This is a genomic window from Planctomycetota bacterium (assembly GCA_016125255.1).
GTDB lineage: Bacteria > Planctomycetota > Phycisphaerae > Phycisphaerales > Zrk34 > RI-421.
Genome location: WGMD01000021.1, coordinates 22,507 through 35,161, shown reverse-complemented (window position 1 = coordinate 35,161; position 12,655 = coordinate 22,507). Strand labels below are relative to the sequence as shown.

Sequence of the window (12,655 nt, the reverse complement as noted above, 5' to 3'; positions counted from 1 at the left end):
TTGCGTCACCCCATTGGGCGCGGGCGGGTCTCATCGACTCGCTCGCGCTTTTTTCATGTCAATCCAGCGCGATGCGCTTCGCGTCGTCGAGCGATTCGTTGGCGCGGTAGAGGAGCATCGTGCGCCCGACCACGCCGGCGCATTCGGCTTGGAGCATCGCGCTGACTTCGTCCGCCAGCGCCTGCCGGTCCGCGCCGTCCACATCGTCAAAGCGCAGCTTCACGAGCTCCTTGCGGTCCAGCAGCGTCCCGACATGGGCGAGGAACGCATCGGTCGGCCCCGCCTTGCCCAGGTGCGCATCGTCCTTGAGTCGTTGCCCGTGCGCCCGCAGGACCCGGCGCTGTTTGCTCGTCAGACCCATGCTCACGCCGCCGCTTCTTCTTTTTCGCGCTTGCGGATCAGCCGGTTCATCATCTTCACGATGCAGAACACGGAGAACGCGATGATCAGAAATTCGATACACGTATTGAGGAACATGCCGTAACGGATCGCTACGGCGGGAATCTCCTTGCCAGCGTCCGACACCGTTGCGTCCTTGAGCACGATCTGCAAATTCTTGAAATCCACGCCGCCGATGATCATTCCGATCGGGGGCATGATCAGGTCGTTGACGATGGACTGCACCACCTTGTTGAACGCCGCACCGATGATGATGCCGACGGCCATGTCCATGGCGTTGCCCTTGACCGCGAACTCCTTGAATTCCTGCATGAAGCCCATGGTGAAAACCCTCGACCCCGTGAGAAGTGAAACTCCAGCCGGTTCGTCCGCAACGGCGCGGATCGCCCGGCCGGGCAGAATGTACCGCCGGCTCATGCGCCGGTCAACGGGGCGGAGCGCCGGGGGTTCACCGCGAGTCAACCCCGGGGTGCACCGTAAGTCAACTTGTCCGCCGCAACCCCAAGCGTACAGTGACGTCAGACACCGGGTATCCGGCTTCGATGCACAACTGAAAGGACGCATCATGCAACGCAAACTTTTCTTCACGTACGGTCTGGCCTGTTACGGTCTGTTCTTCGGAACATATCTGTACATGGCGGGATTCTTCGGCAATTTCCTCGTGCCGCGGTCCATCGACGGGCCGGTGCATGCCCCGCTGGGCGAAGCGCTGGCGGTCAATCTCGTGTTGATGCTCGCGTTCGGTTTGCAGCACAGCGTGATGGCCCGGCCGTGGTTCAAGAAGTGGTGGACGCGGTATATTCCCGAACCCATCGAGCGGAGCACCTACGTGCTCGCCTCGTGCATCGCGCTGGCGCTGCTCATGTGGCAATGGCAACCGATGGGCGGCGTCATCTGGGACATCCGCTCGCCGGTGCCGCGCGGGATCATGTATGCGCTGTTTGCCTTCGGCTGGCTCGCCGTGCCGCTGGTGAGTCTGCTCATCAATCACTTTGACCTGTTCGGCATGCGGCAGGTCTGGCTCCACAACCGAGGCCAGCAGTACACGCACCTGCCATTCCGCACGCCGCTCGTCTACAAACACATCCGCCATCCACTCTACGTCGGCTGGGCCATCGCCTTCTGGGCCACGCCCACGATGACCGTCGCGCATCTGGTCATGGCAATCGGCCTGACCGGCTACATGCTCATCGCCATCCCCTTCGAAGAGCGCGACCTCATCCGCTTCCACGGCGACAACTACACCGCCTACCGCACCCAAGTCCCCGCTCTGATTCCGCGCCTGCGGTCGCGGCTGTAACCATATCCAAGGATGAACGAGGCGGGGAGACTTAAGTCTCCCCGCCTTTTTCATTTGTCGAAGTTGTTGCTACGCCGCGCCACTTTCGGTTGTGGCGGGATGAGCCGTTGCGCGAACGAATGCATCAACAGCGCGATGGCAGGCATCAAGATTCGGATAGCTTTGCGCGGAGGTCGCAAGCACTTCGCCATTTGCGATCACGAGGCGCCAACGATATTCGTCCCGCGTGTCGCGATAAATCTGAATCACCCCGGTCGGCGGCTGCTCTCCGCGCGTCGTCGGCGTGGAAATCGGTTGAGCCGCCATGCGCTGCGCATACCGATTGGGCATCGCGTTTGAAAAGTCATATTCGTCACGCATGGTCATATTCTAGGCCAACCGTCGGTGATATTGCTCAGATTCACGATTCGTTGCGCGACGTGCGCTAATGATGCGGATGGTTTCATTGCTGAATTCCACATGCACAACGACTAGCAACCGTAGCCGGTCGCTGTATCCCAGAAGCACCGCACGATCTTCGGCTTCCGAAGAATGCTCGGGGTCCGGCATCAACAGGCCCGTCGGATCTGTGAATACAGTCGCTGCCTCGTCAAATGTGATGCCGTGCTTGGCGGCATTACTCCGCGCCTTGCCGGCATCCCATTCGAACCGCATGGTTGATCCTCACACCAATCCCGCCGAGCCCGTCGCGATGGGTTCGGAGATGTATTCGCGGGGGTCGGTGACGTGGCCGGTCAGGGCGGACGCGGCGACGGTGAGGGGGCTGGCGAGGAAGACGCCGGCTTCCTTGTGGCCCATGCGGCCGGGGAAGTTGCGGTTGGTGGTGCTGATGCAGTTGATGGGTTCGTTGAGGCGGCCGAACGTGTCGGCGGGGCCGCCGAGGCACGCGGCGCAGCCGGAGGGGCCGACCTGACAGCCGGCGTCCTGGAGAATGTCCTGAATCGACTTTTCGCCGGGCTTTTTCGTTTCGCCCTTGACGTTGAGGCGCTGCATGTCGGCGTGGACCTCCGTCGAGCCGGGCACGACGAACGTCGGAATCCTGACGCTGTGCCCATTGAGCAGGGCGGCGGCGAAGATCATGTCGGTGATCTTTCCGCCGGTGCAGGAGCCGATGTATGCGCGGTCGAGCTTCACCTCCGTGCAGTTCCGCGCCAGGTCCTTGTTGTCCGGGCTGTGCGGCTTGGCGACCATCGGCTCCATCGTGCCAAGGTCCCACGTATGTTCGTAGCAATACGCCGCGCCGTCATCTTCAACGACGACGTGCCACTCGGGCCGGTTCGACCGGGCCTTGACGTAGTTGAGCGTTTTTTCATCGACATCACAGATGCCGTTCTTCCCGCCGGCTTCGATCGCCATGTTCGTCAGCGTCATGCGGTCTTCGAGCGTCAGCGAGCCGATGCCTTCGCCGGTGAAGTACATGCTCTTGTAGGTCGCGCCAGAGACGCTGATCTCGCCGATGACGGCGAGGATGAGGTCCTTGGCGGTCAGGTACGGGGGGATTTGGCCATGGAACGTGAACTTCATCGTCGGCGGCACCTTGAGCCAGGTCTTGCCGGTGCCGAGGGTGAACGCGGCGTCGGTATTGCCGACGCCCGTGGCGAACTGGCCGAACGCGCCGGCGGTGCAGGTATGGCTGTCCGTGCCCAGCAGAATTTCGCCGGGGCGGATGTGACCTTCTTCGGGCAGCGCCTTGTGACAGACGCCCTTGTAGTTCGTCTTGGTCGGGTCGCGGTAGGGATTGGGCATGCCCGGTTCGTTCTTGACGAACTCGGGGTCGTAGTAATACCGCAGACCCTGCTCACGGACGAAGTCACGGAGGATCTGAATGTTGCGGTGACAGATTTCGTTGGCAGTGAAGATGTAATGGTCCGGGATGATGACGACGCGGCTCGGGTCCCAGACCTTGGCGTTCGGGCCGAAGCGTTCCTTGAAGATGCCGATCGTGCCGGGCCCGCAGACGTCGTGGGTCATAAGGACATCGACGTCGACCCAGATATTATCGCCGGGGCGGACCTCGGTTTTACCGGCGTGGCGGGCCAGAATCTGCTCGGTCATCGTCATTTTGCGGGCCATGGAAACTCCTTCTGGAAATCGGGGACAGCATTTTACCGCTCCGGGGGGCGAAATTCCCCTTCCCAGGGTCATGTCGCGGCTGGTAAAATTGAAGATGAGAAAATGTCGGGGCGCGCGACGTATCCCCATCAGCGGGGCGATCCGCGCTTGGGGAATGATCCACTTTGACGCAGCCGAACCCGGAAACCTTCATGCACCTGTTCACCGCCCATCAGCGGCGGCTTTACGGATTCATCCGCTCGCTGGTCGCCAATCCGGCCGACGCGGAGGACCTGGTGCAGCAGACGGTGACGATCCTGTGGCGGAAGTTTGATACGTTCGAACCCGGGTCGGACTTCGCGGCGTGGGCGCTGGCGACGGCGCGGCTGGAGGTCATGAACTTCCGCAGGCGAGCGTCGGCCAAACAGACGCTCTTCGACGATCAGCTTTTCGAGCAGCTCGCTGACGAGGCGGCGGCGGTGCACGAGCAGTACGACGCGCGACGCGAAGCGCTGGCGGTATGTCTGACCAAACTGCCCGAAGAGTCACGCCGGCTCATCGGCATGTTCTACGAAAAGGAAATGCCCATCGACCGCATCGCCCGCGAGATCGAGCGATCAGACAAGACCGTCTACCGGCTTATCGCCAAGGCGCATCACCTGCTGCTGGCGTGCATCCGCAAAACGGTGGCGGAACTGTAACGATGAACTTCGACCTGACCGAATCCGACACGCAGGACACGCTCGCGAGCGTCATGCTCGGCGGGGACACGGCGTCGCTGATCGGCCTGCTTAAACAGAGCGACGAAGCGCGGCGGGCATACGTCGAGCTGATGTCTCTGAACGCGGAATTGTCATGGGAAATAAGCGGGGCGCGCGCGGCGGTGAGCCCGGCGGCGCATCGCCGTTGGCGAATCGGTCCGGCGATGGCGGTCGCGGCGGCGATCGTGATGCTCGTGACGGCGGCGGGATGGTGGTTGCTCGGACCACATGAAGCGGACCGCGGCGCGGCGGGGCATACGGGGCGCGGCGCGGCGGTGGCGATGCTTACAGACTTGAACCACGCCGTCTTCGCCGATGATCAGTCGCAGCTTCGGCTCGGTTCGGACCTGCCGCCGGATGCGCTGCGGCTTGTGTCCGGTCAGGCGCAGGTGATGCTCGATCGCGGCGCGGTGGTCGAGCTGGCCGGACCGTGCAGCTTCGAGGCGACGACCGACAATCGCGGCCGTCTCACGCATGGCACGCTTATGGCGATCGTCCCCAAACAGGCGCGCGGCTTCACGGTCGATACGCCGCTGGGCTATCGCGTCACCGACCTGGGCACGCAATTCCTGATGCGCATCAGGCCCGATGGCGCGACGGTTGTGCATGTGCAGCAGGGGCAGATCGTCATCGCCAGCGCCGACAACGCGATCGGGTTGACGGCGGGGCAGGGCTGGCGTTTGAGCGCGGACGGCAAGGTCGAGCCGTTCCGCAGCGCGGCGATCGTGGCGGACGAGCTTTCGATGAACCCGCTGGTCACGCCCGAGGTCGTCGCGGCGTCGAGCGTATTTCGCGGCGACCCGAATCGTTTCGCGGTCGCGCATCTGTTCGAGGAACAGGCGGCGGTGATCGGCGGCGACTGGGCCGGCGACGGGAGCGATCCGCAGTGGGTCATCGTCGATTTCCATCAGCGTGTGACGGTGCGCGGACTGCGCTTCGCGCATCGGCGCGACAGCGGCGATGCGAACGTGGACCGCATCACGCGACTCGAACTCGCCGCCTCAGATTCGAGCGATTTTGCGGACTTTCCGCCGATCGCGATCAAGCCCGAGCTGGACGCGGCGGCGCATCGGTACCTGATGACGCCGATGACGGGGCGGTATGTGCGCGTCTTGTTCATCGGGAACGGCGATCCCCGATCGCACCCGGGCGCCTCGCTGATTCAGTTCTTCGGCGATGAGACGGCGACCGAGGTCACAACGGACCAAATCCATTCTCCCGCGGGCAGACAACCAGCGGAGAGCCATTCCATTTCAGGAGAATCGAAATGACCAGGATGATGAGTGTTCGCGTCGTCAGAGGCCTGACCGGCATGATGGTGGTGGCATTCGGCATGATCGGATCGGCACGGGCGGAGATCGTCGAGCCGGTCTCCATCAGCAGCGCGTTCACTGCGTTCAGCGGCTCGTTTCCCGCTTCCAATGCGATCAACGGCAACAATGCCGACTATGCGTCGCTGCACGGCGGGGTGAACACCTTCGTGCAGTTCGACTTCGGTTCGGTGCAGGCGGTCGATCGCGCGATTCTCATCAACCGTGACTCCGGCGCGGCGGATGATCTATTCAAGAACATCACGCTGACCTACGACGCGGGCTCACAGAGCATCGTCACCGCCGGCATTCGAGGCCGCAGTGATGTCTACGCCCTGACGCCAGGCCTCTACACGCAGGGCCTTCGTTTCGATGTGGACACCCAGGTCGCTACCGGCGGCAACAACAACGTCGGCCTGATGGAGGCGATTTTCCTCCGCACGCCGCATCATTCGAGCATCGTCTCCGGCGTCAGCGCCTACAACGCCGCCACCGCCTTCAACGGCAATTATGTCGCCGCCAACGCCGTCAACAACGTTGTCGGTTTCAGCGGCTCCGTCCCCGCGGGCATCGAATACGCGTCCGCCGGGCAGGGTACGAACATGTTCGTCGACTTCGATCTCGGTGCGACCAAGCCCATCAGCGGGTTCGATTTCATCGATCGTCTTTCATCCAGCGATCAGCTCTCGTCCTACGACCTGATCTTCTCGAACGTCTCGAATTTCGCCACGACCGTCGCCACGCTCAGCTACACCAAGAGCGGCGCCGCCGACAGCGATACCTTCAGCACGCCGATCAACGCCCGCTATGTCCGTCTCGATGCGACCGGCGGGGCGAACAACACCGGCGTCAATGAGATGATCTTCTACGAACGCCGCGAACTTCCCACGCCCACCATTCTGACCCACCCCTCCGAGTTCAGCTCGCGCTACGTCGTCGATCATCTTTTCGACAATCAGCTCACCGGCGTCAACGCCGACTGGGCCGCCAACGGCGAAGGTCCGACCTCGTTCACGCTCGACCTCGGCGGCGTCGCGCAGATCGACGGCATCAACTGGGCCAACCGCAATGACAGCGGCGGGTTCCTCAATGACCTGCCCGATTCGATCACCATCCAGTTCAGCATGGACAACATCTTCGACGGCTCGGATCCGACGACGACGATCACCTCGTTCGCTGCGGACCAGTTGCTGCACGCATACATGTTCTCTCAGCAGGTTGCGCAGTATCTGAAAATCACGGTGACGGGTCAGAATCCGCCGGCGGGGAACGTCGGCGGGGCGCAGATGAATTTCTTCGGCGTCATGATTCCGACGCCCGAAGCGCTGCCGGCCGGATTGACGCTTTTGGCGATGCTCGCGGGCGCTCGCCAACGCCGGGCGTCTTAACCGATGTCTGCCTGCATGCGGCAGCCCGGTGAAGATCGGGCCGTCGCTTTGAATCTGTTGATACATGAATGACGCATCGATCCATTCTGAAACACGCCCGGCGACGCGCCTCGCCGCTCAATGCGCCTTCACGTTGATCGAGCTGCTCGTCGTCGTCGCCATCATCGCGCTGCTGATCGCGATTCTTTTGCCGAGTCTTCAGCGCGCGACGGCGATTTCTCGCATGGTCGTCTGCCGCACGCAGCAGCGGCAGGTCGGCATCGCCTTCTTCATGTTCGCCGGGGAGCACCGGCAGATTCTGCCCGGCGGCGTGTGGTGGCGATGGAGCGCGCTCAATCCTTATGAAGCACAACCCTGGTTCGGCGCGGAAGTCGGCGAGAAGGCGCATGCCGTCTTCGGATGGAACCACACCGGCCTGCTCGCCCCGTACATCGGCCTCGACACCCCGCCGGGACAGTCCATTCCGCATCAGTTCACGCGTCTGTACCGCTGCCCCGGCCTGCGCGACGGCGTGCTCAACAGCGGCATCGGGTCCAACGGCTTCTTCGACTACTCCGTCCCCGGGACATGGGCCGGTGCCTATCTCGATCAGATTCGCACCACAGCGCGCGTCCGCGATCCGAAGCTCGGCACATGGACCAATGTCCCCACGCCGCTCATGTTCGAAGAAGACCCTGCCAACCACATCAATTTCGTCAACGTCGAGATGACGACCGGCAATACCGACCAACTCGGCATCTGGCATCCCGACGGGATGAGCAACTACGCCTGCTTCGACGGCTCCGCCGCCGCCGTCCCGTTCACCGAGTCCGGCGCCAACATGTACGACTGGCTTGTCCGCACGCCCCACGGCTCGGAAGTCGATCTCTCCAGCGAGCCGGGCTATGGCTACGGGTCGTGGCGTTTGCGCTGAATCGGACCTTTGGTCATCACGGCGCGGCGATGATCTCCGTCACAACGCCGCGTTCATCCACCTTGAATTCATAAGCGTGATCGCCGAAATCGACGCGGTCGATGTAGCCCTGCGCATTGCGGCCGAGTTTGACGAAGCGGATGATCTGATTGCAGGCGTTGTCGTTCTCGTAAAGCTTCATCTTGTCGAGCCCGACCGACCAGATGTCCATGAAAAACAGCACCTCGGTCAGGTTGGACTTGTACCCCCGTCGGAAGCGGTCGATGGCGACCTGGATGCGGCCTTCGCCGCTGTTGAAATACTGATTGCCCTGCGAAGCGAGCGATTCCTGCGACGTGACGAGGAACCATGCGACGTTCCCGCGCATGAACCCGAATTCCTTCCACTCGGAGCCCGGCGGTTTGGACCAGTACTGCTTCCACGCCTCGTCCCACGTCTTGCCCTCCCCGTCCCAAAGACCCGCCTCCTTGAAGTGCTCCTGCGTGAGTTTCATGCTGAACCAGCCGGTCTTCGGATCGGCGCGGACATCCGGACCGCCCGCCGCGACGAGCACTTGTCCCCATCGCCGAGACAGATCGGGAAACTGCCGCACGTACGCATCCAGATCGTGACACGCTTCATGGTGCACGACGGTCATGAACCAGTTCTCGCTGCCGCGATCGCCGATGATGTTGCGGGCGTCGGGGCCGAAGGCGTATTCCCCGACGTCGACGGGTTTGCCGTTGAAGGTGTTCTTGGCGTGGCCGCGCACGAACAGCGACCTGTCGCCCATCCAGTCCGCCGCCGTGATGCACACGCCCGGATACACATGCCGCGGCACCGTGCGAAGCCATTGGTAAATCGCCTCGGCGCCGCGCGGATTGTTGAGGTTGTCGACGTAGATGAGCCCGGTGTCTACGATGAGCTTGGCGTACGCATCGGTGAACCCGACCGCCTTGACGAGCCGCTGCCGGTGCGCCGGATTGTAGTAATCGGTCATCATCAACGTCACCCACGTCTGCGCCGCCAGCGCCGGCAGATTCCCCTTCTTGTCGAAAGGAAACTGCTGATGATGAAAATACTGCGGATAGCGCTCGATCATCGCGAACATCGACTCGGCGATGGCGTGCCGCTGCGACGGCGTGGCGAAGTTCATCACGTAGTCGTAGAGCGCGATGTGCAGATTGATGAGCTTCTTTTTGAGCGTGTCGTCGGCGGCGTCGTTGAGGGCCGCGTCTAGGTCCTTCGGATGCGCCGCGAGTATGTCGTTGATCTGCTGGACATATCCGGCCGCTCCGTCACCGCGCGCCAGTCGCAGCTTGCCATTGGACTGATTGCCGATGACGAGGTCGGGCGTGCCGTCGCCGTTGAAGTCGGCCAGGTCGATGATCGGGCCGTCGGTCAGTTGATGCAGATTGACCGCCGCGCTGTCGGGGCCGACGACGCTCAATGTGCTGGGGCTGTCGAGCCGGGCGGACCCGCCGGTCGGATGATTGAGGTAGTAGTTGATCGTGCCCCAGTTGTACGACACGAGCAGATCGACCGCGCCGTCGTGATTGATGTCGATCAGCCGGACGTTGAGGTTGTACGCGCCGTCGATCGTCGCGCCGTCCCCGTCGAGCGCCGTCGTTGGCTCGGCGAAAGCGGGCGATGACGCAGTGCCGACATTGCGAGCGAGTTTGATCGGGCCGGCGCCCGTGCCGGTGATGAGGTCGACGCGACCGTCGCCGTCGAGGTCGCCGAAGTCGATGCGTTGATCGGCTGCGACCAGCGTCGAACCGTCGGCATTGTGCAGCATGAGCGGTGCGGCCAGTTCCATGCCGCCGGGCTTGTCGCTCACATTGCGGTACCAGCGCGGCTGACGATCCGAATTCGGCGTGACCATCAAGTCCGTCCGCCCGTCGCCGTCCATGTCGATGACGCAGATCGACACGCGCGACGCCTTGAACGCGATCTCGCCGTCGGCGCCGCGAAGCTTCTGCGCCGCCGCGAAGCGCGGCTCGTGGGCGGTGCCGACGTTGCGATACAGCAGAACCGTCCCGTCCGCGCCGACGAGCAGATCCATCAGCCCGTCACCATCGTAATCGACTGCACGCGGCGTCGTGGCGGACTTGTCAAAAACCACGGGCTGCCCGTTGACAACGATGTCGGCAAGGTCGATGAAGTGCGTCGTCGACCATGTATTCGTCGGCTTGATGACGCGCACGTGCATCGTCGCCGACGACCGCGCCCCGCGCGCATCGGCGATCATGAACGCAAACGCATCGTCGCCGAGGTAGCCCGCGTCGGGCGTGTAGGTGAATGTACCGTCGTGATTGTCCGTCGCCTTGCCGTGCACCGGCTTCGCGCAGTCCGCCACCGAAAGCGCATCGTTCTCCACGTCATACGTGCCCAGCAGCACGCTCGGCGTCACCGTCGTCGTCCCCGCCTCCACCACCACGCTGCGATCCCGCGCGACCGGCGCGACATTCTCAAATGGATCCGTCATCACCGTCGTCGTCACGGACGTCGTCGGCTCCGCCCCCGGCGAACCGGCGATCCAAACCAGCATGGGCGATACGAAGAACAGAACGTAGATGCGGCGTCTTATCGTGTGATGCATGAGGGTCCACTTCAAAAATGGCGGTGCTGTGATTGCCGCGGCGGGTTCGGCTTGGGGTTTTCAATATCGGCGGGAGGCCTGGCGGGTTCCACAGTATATCCCGGATGCCGGATAAGTGTGCTGCGATCGAGGCATTAAACACGACTTCGCCGCCGTTCTGTCAGAGCATCGCCACGATTCGCCCGCCGCGTCTGATTGGGTTAATGTTCATAATACAAAAACCCGCCGACGACTATGTACGAAGGGATCATGACATGTTTCCGACCTCTCGCCGCATCACCTCCTCTTTTGAAAGGCCGTATCCGTTCTTCCCACGCCTCCTGGCGATGGCGGGCGTGCTGATGCTTTTGGCGGCGATGCCCGCACACGCGGTCGAACCGACGCCGCGACCGAATATCGTCATCATTCTCGCCGACGATCTGGGCTACGGCGACCCGCACTGCAACAATCCCGAGAGCAAGATTCCCACGCCGAACATCGACAAGTTCGCCGCGTCGGGACTTCGCTTCACCGATGGTCACTCCAGTTCCGGCGTCTGCTCCCCTTCGCGCTACACGCTCCTGACCGGCCGATATCATTGGCGTACGCGCCTCACCCGGGGTATCGTCGGCCTCTGGGAGAATCCGCTGATCGCACCCGATCGCATGACGCTCGCTTCGATGCTCAAGGCCAACGGGTACACGACCGGCGCGATCGGCAAGTGGCACCTCGGCTGGGACTGGCCCATCGAAAAGGGCGAACGCTCCGCCTTCCGGCAGGCGGCACATAACGCCAACCCAACCGATAAGGATCGCGAAATCTGGAAGGCCGTCTTCTCCCGCGCCATCGCCGGCGGCCCGACCACGCGCGGATTCGATACCTACTTCGGAACCGACGTCCCCAACTGGCCTCCGTACTGCTTCATCGAAAATGATCACACGCTCGGCATCCCTTCTGATTTTCTCCCCCCCAGGCAGTTCGAAGGTCATCTCGCTTCGCAGCAGGGACCGGCCCTCAAGGATTGGGACTTCGATGCCATTCTTCCGACGCTCGCCGATCGCGCGGAGAAGTTCATCGTCAACAACGCCAAAGCGCGCAAGCCCTTTTTCCTGTATCTTCCGCTGACGGCCCCGCACACGCCGCTCGCCGTCACGCCCGAGTGGCGCGGCAAGAGCGGCATGATCCCGTATTCCGATTTTGTGATGGAAACCGACGCCATCATCGGCCGCGTCCTCGCCGCCATTGACGCTTCCGGCGAAGCCGATCAGACCCTCGTCATCCTTACTTCCGACAACGGCTGCGCTCCGTACATCGGCGTCGATCGGATGGAGAAGATGGGCCATCACGCCAGCGGCCCGCTGCGCGGGTACAAGGGCGATGCATGGGAAGGCGGGCATCGCGTGCCCTTCATCATCCGTTACCCCGGCGTGACGAAACCGGGAACAGTGACCCACCAGCTCGCCGAGCATGCCGATTTCATGGCGACTTTCGCCGAAATCGTCGGCTACAAACTCCCGCCGACGGCCGGCGAAGACTCCGTCAGTCTCCTGCCGATCCTCCGCGGCGAGGATCACCCCGTCCGCGACTCGGCGATCAGTCAGGGTCTCAACGGTCTGTTCGCCATCCGCAAGGGCGACTTCAAACTGATCCTCGGCAAGGGTTCCGGCGGTTGGAGCAACGGCGTCGCCAAACAGCCCGGTCAGCTTTATCACATCACCGACGACATCGGCGAAACGAAGAACATCTACGACACCCAGCCGTCCATCGTCACCGAGCTCAAAACGCTCCTCGCGCATCAGGTCGAATCCGGCCGCTCCACGCCCGGACCCGATCAACCCAACGATCGCAACATTTCATGGGACAACACCCACGACCCCGACACCGCCCCGACGAAATCGAACGAACCCGAAGATTGACCCTACGCCGATGCTGAGCCGTCGCGGCGAAGCGTCTGGTACATCCGTACAGGAGC

The 12,655-nt window shown here is 62.7% G+C and carries 12 protein-coding genes; 6 read left to right on the top strand and 6 right to left on the bottom strand.

The features are described from left to right. Positions 1-58: 58 nt before the first annotated feature. Both GC162_15075 and mscL read right to left on the bottom strand, forming a co-directional pair. The gene (locus GC162_15075) at positions 59-367 is read right to left on the bottom strand and encodes a ribosome assembly RNA-binding protein YhbY (GenBank protein MBI1369963.1); all 309 of its coding nucleotides are present in this window, start codon (positions 365-367) and stop codon (positions 59-61) included. Further along, positions 364-720 (bottom strand): large-conductance mechanosensitive channel protein MscL, encoded by a 357-nt coding sequence (gene mscL, locus GC162_15070; protein MBI1369962.1) that lies wholly within the window; start codon positions 718-720, stop codon positions 364-366. Before mscL ends, GC162_15075 begins: the two co-directional genes overlap by 4 nt. A 244-nt stretch (positions 721-964) precedes the next feature. Here mscL and GC162_15065 point away from each other — a divergent pair, with 244 nt between their 5' ends. Then, positions 965-1,699 (top strand): isoprenylcysteine carboxylmethyltransferase family protein, encoded by a 735-nt coding sequence (locus GC162_15065; GenBank protein ID MBI1369961.1) that lies wholly within the window; start codon positions 965-967, stop codon positions 1,697-1,699. 69 nt (positions 1,700-1,768) lie between these two features. On the opposite strand, the gene GC162_15060 is transcribed toward GC162_15065, so the two are convergent. From GC162_15060 to GC162_15050, 3 genes are read right to left on the bottom strand one after another with little or no spacing between them, the layout of a single operon-like run. After that, a complete protein-coding gene (locus GC162_15060; protein ID MBI1369960.1) occupies positions 1,769-2,065 on the bottom strand; it encodes a DUF1508 domain-containing protein in 297 nt (98 codons plus the stop codon). Positions 2,066-2,068: 3 nt separating this feature from the next. After that, a complete protein-coding gene (locus GC162_15055; GenBank protein MBI1369959.1) occupies positions 2,069-2,353 on the bottom strand; it encodes a BrnT family toxin in 285 nt (94 codons plus the stop codon). Between the two features lie 9 nt (positions 2,354-2,362). Continuing rightward, a complete protein-coding gene (locus tag GC162_15050; protein ID MBI1369958.1) occupies positions 2,363-3,760 on the bottom strand; it encodes a homoaconitate hydratase family protein in 1,398 nt (465 codons plus the stop codon). A 203-nt stretch (positions 3,761-3,963) separates the two neighbouring features. Here GC162_15050 and GC162_15045 point away from each other — a divergent pair, with 203 nt between their 5' ends. From GC162_15045 to GC162_15030, 4 genes are all read left to right on the top strand, one after another. After that, on the top strand, positions 3,964-4,452 hold the full coding sequence (locus GC162_15045) for a sigma-70 family RNA polymerase sigma factor (protein MBI1369957.1): 489 nt from the start codon (positions 3,964-3,966) through the stop codon (positions 4,450-4,452). Between the two features lie 2 nt (positions 4,453-4,454). Continuing rightward, positions 4,455-5,783, top strand: coding sequence for a hypothetical protein (locus GC162_15040; protein MBI1369956.1), 1,329 nt, complete (start codon positions 4,455-4,457; stop codon positions 5,781-5,783). Then, on the top strand, positions 5,780-7,210 hold the full coding sequence (locus tag GC162_15035) for a hypothetical protein (protein ID MBI1369955.1): 1,431 nt from the start codon (positions 5,780-5,782) through the stop codon (positions 7,208-7,210). Before GC162_15040 ends, GC162_15035 begins: the two co-directional genes overlap by 4 nt. A 64-nt stretch (positions 7,211-7,274) precedes the next feature. Then, positions 7,275-8,123, top strand: a complete 849-nt coding sequence (locus GC162_15030) for a prepilin-type N-terminal cleavage/methylation domain-containing protein (GenBank protein MBI1369954.1) — start codon at positions 7,275-7,277, stop codon at positions 8,121-8,123. Between the two features lie 16 nt (positions 8,124-8,139). Here GC162_15030 and GC162_15025 read toward each other — a convergent pair whose 3' ends face one another. Next, positions 8,140-10,704, bottom strand: a complete 2,565-nt coding sequence (locus GC162_15025; GenBank protein MBI1369953.1) for a hypothetical protein — start codon at positions 10,702-10,704, stop codon at positions 8,140-8,142. Between the two features lie 104 nt (positions 10,705-10,808). On the opposite strand from GC162_15025, the gene GC162_15020 reads away from it, so the two are divergent. Then, entirely contained in the window at positions 10,809-12,599 is a 1,791-nt protein-coding gene (locus GC162_15020; protein ID MBI1369952.1) for a sulfatase-like hydrolase/transferase, read from the top strand. Positions 12,600-12,655: the final 56 nt, after the last annotated feature.